At 39.3% G+C, this 18,045-nt stretch carries 23 protein-coding genes; 3 read left to right on the top strand and 20 right to left on the bottom strand.

What is annotated here, in order from left to right:
• Nucleotides 1-30: 30 nt before the first annotated feature.
• The 7 genes from ACFO3D_RS03290 to ACFO3D_RS03260 all read right to left on the bottom strand — a co-directional run bounded on the left by ACFO3D_RS03290 (nt 31) and on the right by ACFO3D_RS03260 (nt 6,253).
• A complete protein-coding gene (locus tag ACFO3D_RS03290) occupies nt 31-330 on the bottom strand; it encodes a hypothetical protein (protein WP_390293177.1) in 300 nt (99 codons plus the stop codon).
• A complete protein-coding gene (locus ACFO3D_RS03285) occupies nt 330-755 on the bottom strand; it encodes an acyl-CoA thioesterase (protein WP_390293176.1) in 426 nt (141 codons plus the stop codon). Before ACFO3D_RS03285 ends, ACFO3D_RS03290 begins: the two co-directional genes overlap by 1 nt.
• A 122-nt stretch (nt 756-877) precedes the next feature.
• The gene (gene tlp / locus ACFO3D_RS03280) at nt 878-1,096 is read right to left on the bottom strand and encodes a small acid-soluble spore protein Tlp (protein ID WP_390293175.1); all 219 of its coding nucleotides are present in this window, start codon (nt 1,094-1,096) and stop codon (nt 878-880) included.
• Between the two features lie 116 nt (nt 1,097-1,212).
• On the bottom strand, nt 1,213-1,356 hold the full coding sequence (locus tag ACFO3D_RS03275) for an FbpB family small basic protein (RefSeq protein ID WP_390293409.1): 144 nt from the start codon (nt 1,354-1,356) through the stop codon (nt 1,213-1,215).
• A 94-nt stretch (nt 1,357-1,450) separates the two neighbouring features.
• On the bottom strand, nt 1,451-2,032 hold the full coding sequence (locus tag ACFO3D_RS03270; RefSeq protein ID WP_390293174.1) for a TlpA family protein disulfide reductase: 582 nt from the start codon (nt 2,030-2,032) through the stop codon (nt 1,451-1,453).
• 181 nt (nt 2,033-2,213) lie between these two features.
• Complete coding sequence (gene acnA, locus ACFO3D_RS03265; RefSeq protein ID WP_390293173.1) at nt 2,214-4,910, bottom strand: aconitate hydratase AcnA; 2,697 nt, start codon at nt 4,908-4,910, stop codon at nt 2,214-2,216.
• A 212-nt stretch (nt 4,911-5,122) separates the two neighbouring features.
• The gene (locus ACFO3D_RS03260; protein ID WP_390293172.1) at nt 5,123-6,253 is read right to left on the bottom strand and encodes an ATP-binding protein; all 1,131 of its coding nucleotides are present in this window, start codon (nt 6,251-6,253) and stop codon (nt 5,123-5,125) included.
• Between the two features lie 283 nt (nt 6,254-6,536).
• On the opposite strand from ACFO3D_RS03260, the gene ACFO3D_RS03255 reads away from it, so the two are divergent.
• Entirely contained in the window at nt 6,537-6,965 is a 429-nt protein-coding gene (locus ACFO3D_RS03255) for a DUF2621 family protein (RefSeq protein ID WP_390293170.1), read from the top strand.
• Between the two features lie 30 nt (nt 6,966-6,995).
• Here the strand turns inward: ACFO3D_RS03255 and ACFO3D_RS03250 are convergent, their stop codons facing one another.
• The 9 genes from ACFO3D_RS03250 to ACFO3D_RS03210 form a co-directional block, all read right to left on the bottom strand.
• On the bottom strand, nt 6,996-7,469 hold the full coding sequence (locus ACFO3D_RS03250) for a CcdC family protein (RefSeq protein WP_390293168.1): 474 nt from the start codon (nt 7,467-7,469) through the stop codon (nt 6,996-6,998).
• A gap of 29 nt (nt 7,470-7,498) precedes the next feature.
• A complete protein-coding gene (locus ACFO3D_RS03245) occupies nt 7,499-7,876 on the bottom strand; it encodes a response regulator (RefSeq protein ID WP_390293167.1) in 378 nt (125 codons plus the stop codon).
• Nucleotides 7,877-7,898: 22 nt separating this feature from the next.
• Nucleotides 7,899-8,324 carry a Na(+)/H(+) antiporter subunit B gene (locus ACFO3D_RS03240; protein ID WP_390293166.1) on the bottom strand — a complete coding sequence of 142 codons (426 nt, stop codon included), beginning with the start codon at nt 8,322-8,324 and terminating at the stop codon, nt 7,899-7,901.
• A gap of 85 nt (nt 8,325-8,409) precedes the next feature.
• Nucleotides 8,410-9,114, bottom strand: a complete 705-nt coding sequence (locus ACFO3D_RS03235; protein WP_390293165.1) for a cytochrome c biogenesis CcdA family protein — start codon at nt 9,112-9,114, stop codon at nt 8,410-8,412.
• Nucleotides 9,115-9,315: 201 nt separating this feature from the next.
• Nucleotides 9,316-9,537, bottom strand: coding sequence for a YneF family protein (locus ACFO3D_RS03230; RefSeq protein ID WP_390293164.1), 222 nt, complete (start codon nt 9,535-9,537; stop codon nt 9,316-9,318).
• Between the two features lie 44 nt (nt 9,538-9,581).
• On the bottom strand, nt 9,582-10,043 hold the full coding sequence (gene sirA / locus ACFO3D_RS03225) for a sporulation inhibitor of replication protein SirA (protein ID WP_390293163.1): 462 nt from the start codon (nt 10,041-10,043) through the stop codon (nt 9,582-9,584).
• Nucleotides 10,044-10,338: 295 nt separating this feature from the next.
• Entirely contained in the window at nt 10,339-12,339 is a 2,001-nt protein-coding gene (tkt, locus tag ACFO3D_RS03220) for a transketolase (RefSeq protein ID WP_390293162.1), read from the bottom strand.
• A gap of 93 nt (nt 12,340-12,432) precedes the next feature.
• On the bottom strand, nt 12,433-12,666 hold the full coding sequence (locus ACFO3D_RS03215; protein ID WP_390293161.1) for a DUF896 domain-containing protein: 234 nt from the start codon (nt 12,664-12,666) through the stop codon (nt 12,433-12,435).
• 149 nt (nt 12,667-12,815) lie between these two features.
• Nucleotides 12,816-13,454: a YneB family resolvase-like protein gene (locus ACFO3D_RS03210; RefSeq protein WP_390293160.1), complete on the bottom strand. Its 639-nt coding sequence runs from the start codon at nt 13,452-13,454 to the stop codon at nt 12,816-12,818.
• Nucleotides 13,455-13,741: 287 nt separating this feature from the next.
• Here ACFO3D_RS03210 and lexA point away from each other — a divergent pair, with 287 nt between their 5' ends.
• Nucleotides 13,742-14,365, top strand: coding sequence for a transcriptional repressor LexA (gene lexA / locus ACFO3D_RS03205; RefSeq protein WP_390293159.1), 624 nt, complete (start codon nt 13,742-13,744; stop codon nt 14,363-14,365).
• A gap of 855 nt (nt 14,366-15,220) precedes the next feature.
• Here lexA and ACFO3D_RS03200 read toward each other — a convergent pair.
• Nucleotides 15,221-15,334: a YjcZ family sporulation protein gene (locus tag ACFO3D_RS03200; RefSeq protein WP_390293158.1), complete on the bottom strand. Its 114-nt coding sequence runs from the start codon at nt 15,332-15,334 to the stop codon at nt 15,221-15,223.
• A gap of 455 nt (nt 15,335-15,789) precedes the next feature.
• Here ACFO3D_RS03200 and ACFO3D_RS03195 point away from each other — a divergent pair, with 455 nt between their 5' ends.
• Nucleotides 15,790-16,005 carry a hypothetical protein gene (locus ACFO3D_RS03195; RefSeq protein ID WP_390293157.1) on the top strand — a complete coding sequence of 72 codons (216 nt, stop codon included), beginning with the start codon at nt 15,790-15,792 and terminating at the stop codon, nt 16,003-16,005.
• A 377-nt stretch (nt 16,006-16,382) separates the two neighbouring features.
• On the opposite strand, the gene ACFO3D_RS03190 is transcribed toward ACFO3D_RS03195, so the two are convergent.
• The 3 genes from ACFO3D_RS03190 to ACFO3D_RS03180 all read right to left on the bottom strand — a co-directional run bounded on the left by ACFO3D_RS03190 (nt 16,383) and on the right by ACFO3D_RS03180 (nt 17,505).
• Entirely contained in the window at nt 16,383-16,748 is a 366-nt protein-coding gene (locus tag ACFO3D_RS03190; RefSeq protein ID WP_390293156.1) for a DUF5776 domain-containing protein, read from the bottom strand.
• A gap of 109 nt (nt 16,749-16,857) precedes the next feature.
• Nucleotides 16,858-17,178: an N-acetylmuramoyl-L-alanine amidase gene (locus tag ACFO3D_RS03185; RefSeq protein WP_390293408.1), complete on the bottom strand. Its 321-nt coding sequence runs from the start codon at nt 17,176-17,178 to the stop codon at nt 16,858-16,860.
• 159 nt (nt 17,179-17,337) lie between these two features.
• The gene (locus ACFO3D_RS03180) at nt 17,338-17,505 is read right to left on the bottom strand and encodes a phage holin family protein (RefSeq protein ID WP_390293155.1); all 168 of its coding nucleotides are present in this window, start codon (nt 17,503-17,505) and stop codon (nt 17,338-17,340) included.
• Nucleotides 17,506-18,045: the final 540 nt, after the last annotated feature.

Here is an 18,045-nt window from a genome sequence, read left to right as displayed (position 1 = left end):
GGATCCGCCTCTTTTTTTTGAGTATTGTGACTATAAATTAAACCTGGTAATCTGTTCCCACATACCTTCTTCAACAAGTATATTTTTTTGCCTGTCACCAAAGAGGTCAAAGTGGGGGTGGTTTTTGTCTCGATGAATCCATTGTGGCTCAAGACCGTATTTTTTTCCCCATTCCTTCAGCTTTTCTAAATCACTGCATCCTACTTTTGTCACTGTATAACAACCGGGAAACCGCGCGTCCACCCAGTAGTGTGTCAGAATAGCAACATTGCCTTTCTTTACTTCCGCTTTCCAGGCTTTCAGTTCCTCCTTATCAATTCCAAAAGCCATCAGAAATCCCCTTTTATCTGTCTCATATAAGCATTGTGCCATTCAGGAAATGTTCTTCTTAGCGATAGTGGTCGGAAGGTCTCCTTGTTAACTATGACATGTTTCGTTGTGCCACTAACTGCAATCTCCCCATGTTGGTTAAGAATGGAATAACCATAGACGGTACGAAGCCCATCATAACTTTCCACCCATGCTTCAACCGTAGCCCCTTCTCCATATCGAATAGGCTTCTTAAATGAAACTTGTGCATCCACTACAGGGGAGACAACATTATGCTCTTCCATTTCCGCATATCTTAAACCAAGGTTTTCTATAAATTTAGTCCTGCCAATTTCAAACCAGACCAGATAGTTGGCATGATAAACCACACCCATTTGATCGGTCTCCTGATATCTTACTTCGATCGGTGTGCTGACCCTATTCAACAACTCTTCCCCCTTTTAATGTTGATACACAGAACATTCTATCATAAATGATTCGGTCTTGATGCAACGCGTGCCTAAAGAAAATAACGAAACCCCAACCATTTAGGCTTGGGGCTTCGTCTCTATTCGCTTGCTTCGTCTTTAATTTCTTGACGCATTCCTTCAATAGCTTCTTCACGACGTTTATTTTTTTCAACTATGTTTTGTTTTTCCTCGCCTGAAGAAAACTTCATTGTTTCATGGGCTTCTTCCAGATTTTCAATGGTGTTCTGAACCATATTTTGAAGTTTCTCGACGTTATCGCTCCGGTCATCAGGTTTTGGTTTATATTTATCGTCCATAATAGCTCTCCTTTGCGCAGGTTTATAATGAAAATGTTCTTTTCAATCATATCTTTAACAGAATAAGACATCCTATACATTAAAAACTCCTGCCCAAATTTTATGGACAGGAGTTTTTACTCAGCCTTTTTCCTGGTTAGTTGATGATGTTTCATTTCGAGATTTAATTCAATTTCTTTTAGCAGCGATTGATCTTCTAAAATTTGCCGCTTGTTTTCCTTTACTAACTCGTCAAATGAAGTACGCTTTTTTAGAGAAATAGCAATCCACCCCTTTTTCGGATAGTATTACCATTTCTTTGAAAATATATAATTAATTTATCTAAATTTTTTTAATGTATAAAGCAAAAGAACTTCAGTCAAGTTTATTTACCATTTCCTCTAAGTATTCGTATGTCATTGGCCCAGCTTTTCTTGGCAATTGAATTTTTCCATTCGTATTTATGAAGTATGTGGTTGGGATTACGGTTACACCGTACATTTCCTGTACCTTTAATTCTTCATCCAAAGGAACTGGATACGTATAACCAAACTTATCAATATATTTTTTAACATTGCTGACTCCGACTTCACGGCCAGTAAGATTTAAAGCCACTATTTCCACTTCTTTTTTATGTTCTTCGTAGAATTTTTGCATCTCGGGCATTTCTTTTTTACATGGGCCACACCAAGATGCCCAGAAATTAAGGATTACTTTCTTTCCGCGAAGGTCTGATAGTTGTAACGTTTCTCCAGATAATGTTTCAAGTGTGAAATCAGGGGCCGTTTCTCCCTGTTCAATACCTGTTTGATCAGGAGCTACAATTCCTGCCCCCTCTGGTTGTCCATTTGACATTTTGGAACTGTTTGTCTCACTCTTATTTTCACCGATGAAGCCGACGACCGCCAATCCAATCATTATGGTAATAACCGCAATACCGACAATATGTTTTATCATATCGGGTCTCCTTATCCTATTCATGTCTAATACTTATCGTATGTTTTTTATATTTATATGTAAAGCATATGTGATTATTGTTCAAAAATCAGTCAAATAACAAACAAAGGTGTAAGTATTTTGTAAAGTGCATAAAAAAAAGCCAATACACCGTTAAAAGGTGTATTGGCGTAAAAAGTATTTATTTTAGTTTGTTACGTAATACCATTTGCAGAATACCGCCATGACGGTAGTAATCTACCTCTACTTCACTGTCAAAACGAGCAACTGCATTGAAAGTTGTTGTCTTGCCATCTTCGGCTTCAGCAGTCACTTTAACAAGATCGTGAGGCTTAACACTCTCATCGATTTCTACGTTAAATGTTTCCTTACCTGTAAGACCAAGTGAATCAGCACTTTCACCTTCTTCAAACTGCAATGGAAGCACACCCATCATTACAAGGTTTGAGCGGTGGATACGTTCAAAGCTCTCGGCAATGACTGTTCTGATGCCTAGCAGGTTCGTACCTTTAGCAGCCCAGTCACGGGATGAGCCCATTCCGTAATCTTTACCACCAAGTACAATTAGTTCAGTCCCATTTTCTTTATACTTCATGGCTGCATCGTAAATTGGCATTACATCCCCGGTTGGCCAGTATGTTGTATACCCGCCTTCTGTACCCTGTGCAAGTAAGTTACGGATACGGATGTTGGCGAATGTACCACGCATCATAACTTCGTGGTTACCGCGGCGTGAACCATATGAGTTGAAGTTTCTTGGAGAAACTCCTTTTTCTTGCAGATATTTACCTGCTGGCATATCTTTTGCAATCGCACCAGCGGGCGAAATATGGTCAGTTGTTACGGAATCACCGAATTTACCGATGGCACGCAGTTTGTTTAATGGTTCTACTGTGCCTGCTTCTTTAGAAAGACCTTCAAAGAATGGTGGGTTCTGGATGTATGTGGAATCATGATCCCATTCAAATAAAGGTTCATCGGTTGTTTGAATTTCATTCCATTTCTCATTGGAGTCAAACACACTTTCGTATTCTTTACGGAAGATTTCAGGTTTAACAACACTTTCTACAGCATCCTTAATTTCTTCCATGGATGGCCAGATGTCGTTAAGATAAACCGGTTCGCCGTCAGCGTCTGTTCCTAGAGCATCTTTTGTAAGATCCACATCGACTGATCCTGCAAGTGCATAAGCAACAACCAGAGGTGGAGATGCCAGATAGTTTGCTTTTACTAGCGGATGAATACGTCCTTCAAAGTTACGGTTACCAGACAATACCGAAGAAACAGTAAGGTCATTTTTAGCAATTGCTTCTTCAATTTCCTGGCGTAATGGACCGGAGTTACCAATACATGTAGTACAACCGTAACCTACAAGGTTAAATCCTAGTTGGTCTAGATAATTACTTAGTCCAGAATCATCAAGGTAACGGGTAACAACTTTGGAACCAGGTGCCAGAGAGGTTTTAACATACTCTGGTACATTTAGACCTTTCTCGACAGCTTTCTTGGCAAGAAGTCCTGCACCAAGCATTACGTAAGGATTGGATGTGTTCGTACAGGAAGTAATCGCAGCAATCGCAAGTGCACCTGTTTTCATTACAGAAGTTTTTCCGTTTGGATGTTCAACAGTTACTTCTTTATCAAACTCGGACTTATCCAAGCCAAAGCCTTGATTTCCAGCTGGTGCTGTGACTGCTTTATTGAATTCTTCTTTCATATCTGATAATGCAATAAGATCCTGTGGCCGTTTCGGACCGGAAAGGTTTGGTTCCAGTTCTGACAAGTTTATCTCCACAAGGTCAGTATACTCTGGATCTTCCTGGTCAGAAGAGTACCAAAGATTATTTTCTTTACAGTATGTTTCTACAAGCTTAATTTGTTCCTCACTACGCCCAGTTAGACGCATGTAGTTCAGGGACTCTTCGTCAACCGGGAAGAATCCGCAAGTAGCACCATATTCAGGCGCCATGTTGGAAATAGTTGCACGGTCGGCAAGTGGCATATCTTTCAACCCAGGTCCAAAGTACTCGACAAACTTTCCAACTACTTTCTTTTCACGCAGAACTTGTGTTACTTTAAGTGCCAGGTCAGTAGCTGTTGTTCCTTGCGGGAAGCTTCCAGTGAATTTAACCCCAATTACGTCCGGAGCAGGGAAATAGGACGGTTGTCCAAGCATTCCTGCCTCAGCCTCAATACCGCCAACTCCCCAGCCAAGTACGCCGAGTCCGTTAATCATCGTGGTGTGTGAGTCAGTACCTACCAATGTATCTGGGAATGCATCATAAGTACCGTCTTCATTTTCCAGTCCATGAACAACATTAGCGATATATTCAAGGTTTACCTGGTGAACAATTCCAGTTGCTGGTGGAACGGCACGATAATTATCAAATGCCTTTTGTGCCCAGTGCAAGAATTCATAACGTTCTGCGTTACGTTCAAATTCAAGTTCCATATTTGCCCGAAGTGCAGTAGGTGTTCCATATTGGTCAACCTGTACGGAGTGGTCAATTACAAGATCCACCGGTACTTCCGGATTGATACGGTCAGGCTCCCCGCCCATATCAACCATTGCTTTCCGCAATGAAGCAAGGTCCACTACTGCAGGTACCCCAGTGAAATCTTGAAGAATAACACGTGATGGTTTGAAAGGCACATCTACGCCTTCTCCATTTCCAGCACCCCATTTAGCAAGAGCTTCAACATGTTCATCTTTAATTACACGCCCATCTTTTTGACGGACAAGCGATTCAAGTAAAACACGAATTGAGAATGGCAAACGAGATACTTTGCCCAGACCAGCATTTTCAAGGGCTTTTAGTTCATAATAGTTATACGTTTTCCCATTCAGGTCAAATTGCTTTTTAGCATCAATACTCATATAAGCTTTCTCCTTTCAATCTTCCTTTTTGTCACACCCCTGTTGTGTTGTTGTGACAAAAATATGACTCTACTAATATATCTTATATGAAACTTTTCTAGAAAACAAATGATTGTTAGCCATTCGCATATATTAAATAATTATAGAAAGTGATAATAACTGCTTATACATATAAAAATTAAAATGAATAGTTCTTTATTGCTTTTCACCGTTTATTTTGCAGCGGCTTCAGGGAGTATGACTCTAAAAGTACTCCCCTTTTCCTCGTTCTGCAGTATCTCTAGCTTACCACTATGCCTCTCAAGAATCTGTGTCGTAATCATCAGTCCAAGACCGGTTCCACTCTCTTTAGTGGTAAAAAAAGGTTCACCCAATTTATGTATAACTTCTTCAGGAATTCCTGGTCCTTCATCGATAATGTCAATTAGAACGTTGTATTCGCTTGTTAAAACATTAATTTTCAGGTCTCCTGTATCGTTCATCGCCTCAATTGCATTTTTAATAATATTTATCAGTACCTGTTTTATCTGTGAACGATCACAAAAAATTTTCTGTTCACCGCTTTTTTCCCAGATAAGATTAATGTTTTTAAGCTTTGCCTGGGGTTTAAATAGTGTCACGACATCCTCAATAAGTTCCTGCACATTCTCCGATTCTTTGTTATCTGTAAGTGGTTTTGAGATAAACAACAACTCGGATGTTATGTTTTCCATTTTTTCAATCTCATCAATCATAATTTTATAGTATTCTTCCTTACGGTTCACTCCAGCTTGTAACAGCTGAAGAAACCCTTTTAATGAAGTGAGCGGATTTCGGATTTCGTGGGCGATTCCCGCCGCAAGCTGGCCGGCTACAGACATCTTTTCCGAGCGGATCATCATTTCCTCTGCCTCTTTTCGGTCAGTAATGTCCTTTACCGCTGCAATGTAGTATACATTATCATCTTCATCCCTAATTTTAGAGACAATATTTTCTGTCCAAACATTTTTTCCGTGGATATTCTGGAGATTCAGATTAAACGTCTGTGATTCGTACTTTTGGGAATCAAAGCTGTTCTCTATGTATGCAATATCATCGCGGGAAATTATTTTATACCATTGCATCCCGAGCAGTTCTTCTTGCTTATAACCAAGCATAACTTCAATTGACTTGGATATATAGACAATCCTTCCTTTTTCGTCACATACGGCAATAAATCCATTCACATTTTTATCTATCCATTCCGTTATAGAAGGCGGTAATGCACAAATATCCTTGAAAAAATCCTTGAGTTGAGGGGCATGTGTGGATTCATGGGGTTTATTACTTTTGTTCGTCTCATGAGTACTGCATTCATTAGCCAAGGCATTCCCTCCTTACGGCAAATTTCCCGAAACTCATCCGGTCCTTAAATAATTATGACAAATAAATCCAAAATATGATAAGTATATGAACAAAAAGAATGCTATTTATAATTAAATCCGATTATAGTATAATTACCGGGAAAAGAAAAATAGATTTCAAAAGCAATATACCGGTACGTTTCTAATGTTACTATAAATAACCATAAAAATAAATGTCGTATAGGTATATTTTGCTAAAAATACCAGTTAAATTATTGAAAATGAGCAAGAAACAGGTGAGGATATGTCAATGATTGATGATTTCTTAATAATTTTATGGGGATTTTTACTCATAAGTCTGATGGGAATCGGCGGCTTTTTTATGTTTCGCAAGTTTTTAAAACGTCTTCCTAAAGAAGATGGTAAATCAACATTGGACTGGGAAGAGTACTACATGAAAAAAACCAGACATATGTGGAACGAGGAAGAAAAAGAACTTCTCGAAGATCTGGTATCCCCTGTTCCGGAACTGTTCCGGGATATTGCCCGGCAGAAAATCGCCAGTAAAATTGGTGAGGTTGCACTGAAGAAAAAGAAGAAGAAAATCAGCCAGGACGTTATTATCGAGGGGTATATTTTAGCCACACCCAAGCGAGATCATAAATTTTTACGCAAGAAACTTGATCAGAAAGACATAGATATAGCACCATATGAAAATCTCTTTGAACAGTAAAAAGCGCCTGTATATATACAGACGCTTTTTTTACCTAGTGTACTCCAGTTTCTTTTCCAGCTTTTTAAATTTATAAAGCATAGCAAGTCTCCATGTAACAATCATACCTAATGCTAACAGAAAGAACATTCCACTTGTCTCACCGAACGAGATTCTGGACCCGATCGCCAGCTTAAGCAATATTCTCGCGATTAGTAATCCAAATAAAATTAAAATAAATGACTTGGATGGAATTAAGTAAATGGCCTTGTCCCTGATTTCAAACCTGGAAGTTCTAATCAGAAAAATTGAAAAAAACATTCCTACTAGAACTGCCTCGATAACCTGTGACCAGTCAACCTGGAACACTGGAAAGATAAACATCAACGCACCTGTACTCATAAACATTGGTGGTAAAATAATTTTTTTTGCAGAAGCAGGCCTTTTTGAAGCCCTCAGACGGACAAAAATCATTGCAACAGCCATAAAGGCTGCGACAACTGTGCTCGCTACTATCCAAAACATTTGAAATCACTCTTTCTTCTTTCCCGGGACTAGGTTTGCCTCTGAACTTCCGGCAAAATGCGGTCAATGGTATCCAAGACCCTGTTCTCGTCAAACGGTTTAACGATGAAATCCTTGGCACCCAATTCGATACATTCGACTACTACTTTTTGCTGTCCCATCGCAGAACAAACCACGATTGTAGCAGCAGGATCAATTGCAATTATCTCTTTTATCGCATCAATTCCATTCATAACAGGCATGGTTATATCCATTGTAACAAGTTCCGGGTTCAGCTCTTTATACAGTTTAACTGCTTCTGCCCCATTCTGTGCTTCCCCTACCACCTCGTGTTTTGCCTTTTTAACAATAGACCCTAAAGTTACCCGCATGAAATTTGCATCATCAACAATAAGTATCCTCGCCATTCCCCCACGCCCCTATTAAAATTTATCTATCATTTGCAATTGATAAAATGATTGTGATTGTAACTCCCAGAACAGTAATATAAACTCCAATGTCAAATAACATTGCAGTAGCAAGCTCCATTTTGCCGAAAATGGGCACTTGAAAGTATTCATATGTATGCGACAGGAAAGGTTCTGTAAAGACAAATGAACCAACCCCGGTTCCAAGTGCTAGTAATAATCCAACTGGTATTAGCAAACGATAATCAATTGGCAAGATCTTTTCGAGCACTTCAGCGCCGTATGCCATATACATTAAAACTATAGCTGAGGCTGTCATGAGTCCACCAACAAATCCCCCGCCTGGTTTACTATGACCAGCAAAAAGTAAATATATGGAGAAACCCAGTAGAATAAACACTATTAACGATGTGGTAGTTCGCAGGATGAGATCATTAGGTTTGTTCATATAAAAGCTCCTTTAGTGCGTGTAAAGTTTTAACAGGTGTAGAGTTAGTGTAATATAAACTATCTAAAAAATCTACTTAATCGGATTAAAAGCCCTGGAATCCAAACCAGCTTGCAAGAAAAGCTGTTAAGTCAGTCATCCAGTCAAAAAATAAAGCAACCCCCATAAAAATCATGATATAGCCACCAATTTTCACCATTTTAGCACTGTGGCGCTTAATCCATGAAAGTTTCCCAACAAAAAATGAAAGAACGAAGAACGGTATTGAAAACCCAAGAATATAACTGATCATCATAACCATTCCCACATCTGGTTCAGTTGCTGCGAGTGAGATCACAATCGCAAGTATAGGACCCATACAAGGTGTCCATCCCAGTGAAAATGCCAGCCCAATTACCGCAGATCCAAAATAACCTGCAGGGCGATTTTTAAAGGCTATTTTCCTGTCTTTCATGAGAAATTCAAAATTAAATACCCCTACAATTACCAAACCGAAAAATACAATTAGAATGGCTCCTATCTGCCTGATAATATCATCGTTATTAGTCAGGAACTCGGAAACGAACGAGGTCCCATATCCCATTATAATAAAGATGACTGAGAACCCCAGAAGAAAGAAGATCGTATGTAGCATACTTTTCTTATTAAGTTTCTTGTTATCATCTTTTAGTTCGTTAACGCTCATTCCAGTAATATAAGAAAGAAAAACGGGATATAATGGCAATACACACGGCGAAATAAACGAAAGCACCCCTGCACCGAATGCAAGGAATATATTGATTTCAGACATCGTAATCCTCCTATACAGCACTTTCCTTCATTCTAACAGATTCATGGCTGTTCTCTTATTCAGATTATGACAAATATACGAAACCTTAGTGAATATAAGCGAACAGGCAGACAATTCTGCAGTAATTAAAAACCCCTTGTTATTCAATAGTCATAACAAGGAGCGCTGTACAATGTATTGGTCAATTAATGTAAATATTATTTACTTATCGGCCTGATTATTCATTGCACGCATCATTTGATTAATCTTCTTCTGCGATGGTTTCTGACCCATCTGCATCATCAACGTGCGAAGCATTTGCTCATTGATAGGCGGATTTTTTTTGAGGTAGTTCATCATATACTTTCGGGCAATAAAAAATCCCAGAGCCACACCAATAATCAATGCCAATATAGCGATCAATACAACCCAGATGACATCCATTACAGCTTTCCTCCTTCATGTTGTCTCTCATCCAGTATAGTAAATCAAAGAAAGGAATACAATGCTTGTCTTATCTCATCCTCATCTTCCTGCCCAACTGGAGAAATCCAACCGTAATTAGTAGAGTCTTCTCCCATTACAAATAAATGCGGATGAAAAGACCGCAACGTGGGAAATAAAGTCTCTTCTGCGTCAAGTATTATTTCACTACGAAAGTTTATACGTTTTTTTTCTATATGTAAAGAAATATATCGCCTCTTGCTCCATATTTTAAGGAAATCACCCTCAACTTCCATGCTAAGTTTGGAACATGTATTATTCTTTCTAATATGCGTGATTATATCGGAACAGGAAAACTCTCTTGTTACGTAATCAAATTGGGATTTAAGATCACCTCTATGTCCATTGACCTGATAGTCTTTGATAAACCTGTATACTATGTCGCCCCGATAGAAAAAATGACGTGCGAATTCTTCTTTGATCCAGTAAATAGAGTAATGATTCAACAAAATCCCTCCTCTTTTACTCTTCATTATACGTAAGTCCCAACAAAAATCTGTCATACTGCGAAGAAAATAAGCACTAGTTTTGTCGAATGGAAATAAAGCGTAAGCAATTGTTCAGCGACGTACGATGTGGACCGTGTCGTACAAGATTAAATGCGCATAGTATGAAGGAAGTTTAGGGAGACCTAAGCTTGGAACTCAAAAAGGCATGCCCTTACTAGGGGTATGCCGAAGTTATCTACAGAATCTCTGCTTACAGAAAAAGATGACCCTCATAAGAAGGGCCATCTGTCTGCTAGAATAATTTTTCAACGTGTTTTACTACATTATTCACTGTAAAACCGTATTCTTCCATGACTTTTTCACCATTGGCTGAAGCGCCAAATCTATCGATTGCAAGGATATCGCCTTCGCTGCCAACATAACGGTCCCAACCAAATGGGGAAGCCATTTCTATCGCCAGACGTTTTTTGACTGCTGAAGGAAGTACTTTTTCTTTATATTCATCATTCTGTTCCTTAAAGCGATCCCATGATGGCATACTTACAACAGAAACATCAATACCCTTTTGTTTAAGTTCCTCTTGGGCTTTTACAGCTAGTTGAACCTCTGAACCTGTTGCCAACAGCAATGCATCAGGCGTCTCTTTACTCGCTGGGCTAACAACATAAGCGCCTTTTTTGACACCTTCGTAGGCGTGTTCGGCAGTTCCTTCAAGGGTAGGTAGTCCCTGGCGTGTCAGTACAAGGGCTGTCGGTGTGTTTGTTGACTCCATTGCCAGTCTCCATGCCGCCTGAACCTCGTTACCATCTGCCGGTCGAATAGTTGATAAACCAGGCATTGCACGGAAGGAAGCTAACTGCTCAACTGGTTCGTGGGTCGGACCATCTTCCCCTACTGCGATTGAGTCATGGGTAAATACATAGGTTACCGGTACATTCATTATAGCTGAAAGGCGTACAGCAGGACGTAGGTAGTCGCTAAATACAAAGAATGTACCAACGTACGGCTTAACTCCACCATGAAGAGCCATTCCATTCATGGCAGCGGCCATAGCAAATTCACGAACACCGAACCAAATGTTTCTGCCCTGATAATTCTTGCGGGAGAAATCATCTTCATTTTTTATAGTTGTCTTATTGGAGCCTGCCAAGTCAGCACTGCCGCCAAAGAAATATGGAACTGATTTTGCAATTGAGTTTAATACTTCGCCGGACGAAGCACGTGTTGCGCTGGAATCCTTGCCCGCTTCATAAACAGGCAGGTCTTTTTCCCAGCCTTTTGGCAATTCACCTTTGATTGCCAGTTCCAATTCTCCAGCAAGAGCAGGGTGCTTTTCTTTATAGGTTTCAAAAAGTTTATTCCATTCTTTTTCAGCATGGCTACCTGACTTCACGATTTTCTGTTCGAAATCTGTGTAAACTTCTTCAGGAACTTCAAAATCCTCATGTTCCCATTTATATTGCTGTTTTGTCAGCTGCACTTCATCTGATCCTAAAGGAGCACCGTGTGAAGCAGCAGATGCAGACTTATTTGGAGAACCGTATCCAATTACTGTTTTAACTTCAATGAGCGTTGGCTGCTCGGTATTGTCCTGTGCCTGACTTATTGCTTTTCTAATCTCATCAAGATCATTACCGTCTTCCACGCGAAGAACTTGCCAGCCGTATGCTTTAAACCGCTCTTCCGTATTATCGGAAAAAGCCCGGTTTAATTCACCATCAAGAGAAATATCATTTGAATCATACAATGCAATCAGCTTGCCGAGACCAAGATGTCCCGCTAGTGAAGCCGATTCATGAGAAATTCCTTCCATAAGATCCCCGTCACTGACAAGGGCATATGTATGGTGATCGATTATTGGAAGGTTATCCTGGTTATATTTTGCTGCCAGGTGTGCTTCAGCCATCGCCATACCTACAGACATTGCTAAACCTTGTCCAAGTGGACCAGTTGTTGCTTCCACCCCATCTGTGTGGTGTACCTCCGGGTGACCAGGTGTTCTGGAATCCCACTGCCGGAAGTTTTTAAGATCATCTATTGTTACATCGTATCCTGATAGATGCAGCAAACCATACAGCAGCATGGAACCATGACCTGCAGATAATACAAAACGGTCACGATTAAACCATTTTGAGTTTTTAGGATTATGATTCATGAAATCCGTCCATAGCGTGTAAGCCATTGGTGCTGCCCCCATTGGCAGACCTGGGTGGCCTGAGTTTGCATTTTCAATTGCATCAATAGCCAATGTTCGGATTGTATTTACAGATAGTTCTTCGATTTTCTGAGACAAAATTATTCTCCTTTCGAGCTAAAAGTTGATAATATCCTTTTATATTCTATAATGAAACGCTAACTGTCACAAGCAATAACCGAAAACGTTTAATTAGTGTTTCTTATTGCGATCTTGTAGGTCCCGCACTTTCTTAGGGGTAACATCATTACCTTCACGGTCCATAACTGTCATGGATTTAAACTGATTTTTAAAAGATTTACGGACATTCTGAAGGTACTGTTTTCGCAATTCTTTTTGTTCTTCTTTTTCTTTTTCATCAAGACCATCATTTTTAGCTTTTTTAGCCAACTGATTTATCCTTTCCAGCTTCTCTTTGGAAATCATTAAAATACCTCCCGGATACCTTTTAAGCAAGGTCTCAAACCTTTTTATTGCACAGAGTCAGATAAATATACTTTTCAGTTCCTAATAGAAAAAAGCAAGAACAGCATACTGTTCTTGCTTTTTAATATTACTCTTCCTCGGATTTTGTTTCAAGTATTACGGAATTCCCGATATCTGCGATGAATTGTAGCCTTTGAAATATTGTATCCCAGCCCGTTCAGTGTCTTTGCTATCTCTTCAAACGTCATTTTATTTTGTCTCATTCGTATAACCTCTTCAATCGGAAAATCTTTCCGACCCCTGCCTGGTGCTTGTCCGCGATTAGAAAGATTTACACTGGGGTCATACCCTCTATCCATTGCTTTCCTCATGCCTCGCTTAATTTTTGTATTATGAATTTTACGTTGATATTCCTCAACAATCCCCACAATCTGCAAAACCATCGAATCCGATTCAGACATTTCCAGTTCTCCGTCCTCAAGCACTGTATAAATTTTTACATTTAATTTTTGGAGCTGATGAAACAATGCTATTTTTGTATTTCCCCTACCGAGCCTGGTTTCATCCTGGATAAGCAGGCAATCTGCTCTTTTTTCAGTAAAATGTTCTAGCATCCGGAAAATACCATCTCTGTCAATGTCATATCCACTTTCCTGTTCCTGGATACAGTCAACTACCGTAATATTATGTCTAGCAGCGAGTGCATTCAATTCCTCATACTGCCTTGATAATGATGTCTCCTGCTCTTTTTTGTCGGTACTTACCCGGCAATATATGACTGCGTTCATTTATACCGCTCCTCAATCTTTTATGCACTGGTTACCATGGAAAAATATAAAAATGCAAGCGCCAGTGCGAAAGCAACTAAGTAGAAAACGTCCGTTTTAGTAATTTTTTCAAACATATAAATCAGTCCTCCCTAAATTATAAGAACCCCTGTTCGATTTCTGTTACTTACTATTATATACGAACATATGGTCCTGTCAACAGTTTTCTCGAACGAATGTTTGCTTTTACTACCTGTAAATGGTAAACTATCATTAATAATAAATCCTATGCGCGAGGTGTTTGATAGATGAATAAACTTTCTAAACGGCAGGAAGCAATACTTGAATATATTAAAGATGAGGTTAATCAAAAGGGGTATCCGCCTTCGGTAAGAGAGATAGCAGAAGCTGTTGGCCTCGCCTCCAGTTCTACTGTACATGGCCATCTAGCCCGGCTTGAGAGTAAGGGATATATTCGCAGGGATCCTACCAAGCCTAGGGCTATCGAGGTGCTGGACCTTTCAGGAGAAAGCCATATTCCAAAAGAGGAAGCAAGATACGCTCCTGTCATAGGTAAAGTTACTGCTGGTATACCGATTACTGCCGTTGAAAATATAGAGGAATTTGTTCCGTTACCAAAATCGAGTGCCGGGCCAGATGATAATTTGTTTGTCCTGATCATTGAAGGTGAAAGTATGATAGAGGCAGGAATTCTGGATGGGGACATGGTAATTGTTAAGCAACAGAACACTGCACAGAACGGTGATATCGTCGTAGCAATGACTGATGAAGATGAAGCAACCGTTAAGCGTTTCTTTAAGGAGAAAGACCATATCCGTCTGCAACCGGAGAATGCTACGATGGAGCCGCTCATCTATCCGAATGTTACCATTCTGGGAAAAGTGATTGGTTTGTTTCGTACAATTCATTAATAAAATCCATAATAAAAGACTTCCATCATATAGTGACGGAAGTCTTTTTTGATTCCTATTAATAAGTGGACAGGTATTGTTCTCTTTCCCAAGGGTGAATGGTAGTTCTAATTCTATACTATGGTTTCAAGCGTTATCAAACGTAAATCAAAAACCGCTGTATAATAAGGAAGTTATTTTTCAGTTATCAAATAAAATAATCCATTATCATTATTGTTGGGGTGTTTGTGGGGTGTTCTGAGGGTGACCATCTCACCCTCCTTTACATCCCCTTACTTTATTCCTTCTCTTTGCTTAACTGTAGCGATCATGGCATTTTTCATATCATTACTATACCTAGGGTTGTTTCTGATTTCCTCGATTTCTTGTTCAATAGCCTCGGCCTTACTCACAGGGACTGGTTCCTTTTGCTTTTCTGGTTCAGTTTTACTAATAGTAGGGACAAAATGCGCTCTCATTTCTTCGATTGCCCGGGATGCGCGATCTGATGAGGAACGTGATTTATCTAGTAGATTAACTATTTCTGCAAAACCAAATAATAATACTCCACTAAATATGCCTCTCTCTAAAATGGTAAAAGAACACTATCCATGAAGTTTCAGTTACAGGTTCCATTTCTCCTAAATAATTTTCCTTCATGGTTGGAAGGGTTAGTGGTGAAAAAGTGTTCAATTCTATCAAGCAAAAACTGTTAAGTCTAATCTAGCAGTTACATTTTGGCAATCATTTTCATTGCGTGGCTGGGAGATTATATGTTTGGTCCATAAAAAAAAGCCCCCACCAATTAAGGCGGAGGAAAGGGGAGGTTTTTGAACAATTATGGGCTATTCAGGTTGGGGCAATTCCTTCTTGGGTTTAGTAGCCACCATAGCCACCCTTCTGAAAATTGGATCCTACAATAATCAGGAGGATAAACAGAACTACAAGCAGTACGAAACCATTGTCATCAAAAATGCCTCCGTGACTCATTCAATTCCACCTCCTTTTCCCTTTGTACAGTATTGTATGTTTTATAGCGGACATAGTTTGTTATGTATGCCTGATGAAAACCAAAACAGGCTTAAGCCTTTCGAATTTAACCACTCAACGTTTTTCATTTCTCCTTCCTTATTAGTAATTTCTTCGTAATGCAAATAGAACCACATAAAATTTAATTCATCCCTCTAGTCATCCCATTTGTAGGGTTTAAAATTTAAAATAAGTGACTTGAAAAATATGCTAATTAAAAAGAACACATGTCCAACCATCTTTTTATCTTTTGAATAATGCACTAGTAGGAAAGGTTAACTTTTTGACCTCTTTGTAAGAGGTCTTTTTTACGTTAAAGTGCTAAACAAATCGGGTATACTGTAAAATGGATTCCATAATTTTAATATAGAAAATTTATATGGTACACTCTTAAAAGTTTAAAGGAGTAGAGAAGAATGAACATTTTAGAAGCTGCAAACAGGAATGAACTTAACCTTGTTGAAGTAAGTATATTGCTTGAACTGGAAAAGCACTATCCACGCCCGGTTAAAGTTGAGGAAGTTAATAAAGATGAGCTAGTCCGAGAAAATATACATAACTTAATTCAAAAAGGGCTAGTAGAACAAAGATGGGATAAATATAGAATAGTGAAGAATGTTCCTGCCAATTAAGCTGAGGATTCTTGTATAAATTCAATTTAATTTACAGATACTTTTAGACGTGAAGCCAAATGATATACTCTTCTCTTTATTAACCCCTACCGATATGGCAGGGGTCTTTTTTTGTGCATATTCATTAGTTTATCGGCACATACTTAACGTACAGCAAGATTTACCTCCATGGTCTGGCCCCCTTATCCAGGGGCCTCCTTTTTTTGGTATATCTTTATATCTTTAGTGCATATACCTGTATAGGGGTCGACAACCCTACCTGACGTACATTGACCTCTTTATGAGGTCTTTTTTGTATATTGCGGACTTAGTTGTTCATACTATGCTTGTAGCTGTAAACTCCTATTGCTCATGGGCCTTTTTATAGGGGCCTTATTTTATTTAGTATAAGCTCTCACGTAGTTCGGATTGGCAGTGATATAGAGACCGCTCTTGATCTGGTACATATATCCGCCGTCCACGTAGAACTTATCTTTGATAACGGTGAATACCTCTCCCTTATGGACGACTACAGCGTGATCATCCCAGTTAGCAGAATTGTAAGTCCAAAGGGAATCAACAATAACCTCTACATACTTCTGGGAGTCGACTGGTTCCTCATAGGATATGCCAAAGTATCTGGTGATTGCTTTGGCATGGACCCTAGCGATTTCATATACATATTCCTCCTGCTTGGAACCGAAAATGAGTTGGAAGTATGCATCATTGGTCATAAATCCGTTTTCTGTCAGTACTGCTGTCATCGTCGTTTCCCGGCAAATATGAAGATTGGTCCAGCTGCCTGGTTCGCTTGCATGCAGACCATCACCGTGTGTGCTGTAACCCGCTTTCTGTACTTCATCAACAAACAGCTCAGCAAAGCCTCTTTACTCCACTTGCAGAATACCAATAGATAGCACAACGGCCTTCAGGTGCTGAAGATGAATTGGCATTCGCATGAATGGACCAGACTAAATCCACACCCTGAGCATTGTAATTATCAGTCCGTTGCTGTAGACCAACTTCCGGCGAAAACGGCTGCTGGTACAACAAAGTGTCAATTCCATTGACCCTAAGCAACTTGTCCAGTTCTACGGCAACCTTGGAATTAAAGTTGTGCTCTTCATATACCACACCGTTTCTTACTACACCTTTTCCCCCGCCATTTTCCCAAGTGTCTGAACCATGCCCGATTCAATAGCTACTCTTACCATAAGTGAATCTCTCCTTTTAATATTATTTGGCTTTGTACCAGTTCAGTTGAAAATCCCATTAAAATTTATATCACCCCCTTGTCTTTTTATTTGGAGCTCATTTCTTCCTGTAGTTCTTCAGTGAAACGCTGCCCATCATCTATACTGCTAGTGCCTTAGGTATCAAAACACCGACAGCTGCCAGATTTTCCATAATGGATACACCTTCATTCATGATATAAAAAAGAACAGTCGCATAAGTGACTGTCCCGCTTAAACCAAGTATTTGAACTACTACATTTGCCAATATAATTACAACTAAAACCAATATCTTTCTCGCATACCCAAACAGGCTCTTTCTGCTCCACAGGTTTCCGTTTTTCCAAGCTTAGAATATCCCTGTGAAAATATTCATCGCCATTAACAGTAACAGCAGGTGCAGAAGCTTCACTTCCCCAAATAAATACATCCTTGATGCCTCTAAGTGTTCCAAATTAAAACCACCCATTTGTTTGCCATCTCCTTATTTTTCATATTTATGACCCCCAGTTAATAGTTTATAGTGCATAAAAAATAGACCCATACAGGATCTATGAATTTACTTATCATTATTGTTTTTACTAAATAAATACTCTCCGTCTACGGACCAATATTCCACAATTTCTTTAATAGGATTTTCTTTTGAATTCCCTCTTTCCACATTTGAGACAACCTTAATAACTTCTAATACCTCAGAAAAGGTGCCAAATTAGGCACCTTGTCCATTTTTACTATCAGCAATTTCTCCGTTCTCTTTCTCTGCCTCTAACCCGATCTTTGTCTCGTTCTCTTTCTCTGCCTCTAACCCGATCTTTGTCTCGTTCTCTTT

The organism is Virgibacillus kekensis (genome assembly GCF_042654125.1).
Lineage (GTDB): Bacteria > Bacillota > Bacilli > Bacillales > Amphibacillaceae > Lentibacillus > Lentibacillus kekensis.
Note: the sequence above shows the minus strand (reverse complement) of the source record. Positions and strands in the feature narration are given on the sequence as shown.

Coding starts and splice junctions, on each gene's coding strand:
- tlp (WP_390293175.1), bottom strand. CDS start 1,096: ATGGACGATAAATATAAACCAAAACCTGATGACCGGAGCGATAACGTC.
- ACFO3D_RS03240 (WP_390293166.1), bottom strand. CDS start 8,324: ATGAACAAACCTAATGATCTCATCCTGCGAACTACCACATCGTTAATA.
- ACFO3D_RS03190 (WP_390293156.1), bottom strand. CDS start 16,748: ATGACAGCAGTACTGACAGAAAACGGATTTATGACCAATGATGCATAC.
- lexA (WP_390293159.1), top strand. CDS start 13,742: ATGAATAAACTTTCTAAACGGCAGGAAGCAATACTTGAATATATTAAA.
- ACFO3D_RS03270 (WP_390293174.1), bottom strand. CDS start 2,032: ATGATAAAACATATTGTCGGTATTGCGGTTATTACCATAATGATTGGA.
- ACFO3D_RS03200 (WP_390293158.1), bottom strand. CDS start 15,334: ATGAGTCACGGAGGCATTTTTGATGACAATGGTTTCGTACTGCTTGTA.
- ACFO3D_RS03255 (WP_390293170.1), top strand. CDS start 6,537: ATGTCAATGATTGATGATTTCTTAATAATTTTATGGGGATTTTTACTC.
- ACFO3D_RS03235 (WP_390293165.1), bottom strand. CDS start 9,114: ATGTCTGAAATCAATATATTCCTTGCATTCGGTGCAGGGGTGCTTTCG.
- ACFO3D_RS03250 (WP_390293168.1), bottom strand. CDS start 7,469: ATGTTTTGGATAGTAGCGAGCACAGTTGTCGCAGCCTTTATGGCTGTT.
- ACFO3D_RS03230 (WP_390293164.1), bottom strand. CDS start 9,537: ATGGATGTCATCTGGGTTGTATTGATCGCTATATTGGCATTGATTATT.
- ACFO3D_RS03215 (WP_390293161.1), bottom strand. CDS start 12,666: ATGATTTCCAAAGAGAAGCTGGAAAGGATAAATCAGTTGGCTAAAAAA.
- ACFO3D_RS03245 (WP_390293167.1), bottom strand. CDS start 7,876: ATGGCGAGGATACTTATTGTTGATGATGCAAATTTCATGCGGGTAACT.
- ACFO3D_RS03210 (WP_390293160.1), bottom strand. CDS start 13,454: ATGAACGCAGTCATATATTGCCGGGTAAGTACCGACAAAAAAGAGCAG.
- ACFO3D_RS03290 (WP_390293177.1), bottom strand. CDS start 330: ATGGCTTTTGGAATTGATAAGGAGGAACTGAAAGCCTGGAAAGCGGAA.
- ACFO3D_RS03195 (WP_390293157.1), top strand. CDS start 15,790: ATGAACATTTTAGAAGCTGCAAACAGGAATGAACTTAACCTTGTTGAA.
- acnA (WP_390293173.1), bottom strand. CDS start 4,910: ATGAGTATTGATGCTAAAAAGCAATTTGACCTGAATGGGAAAACGTAT.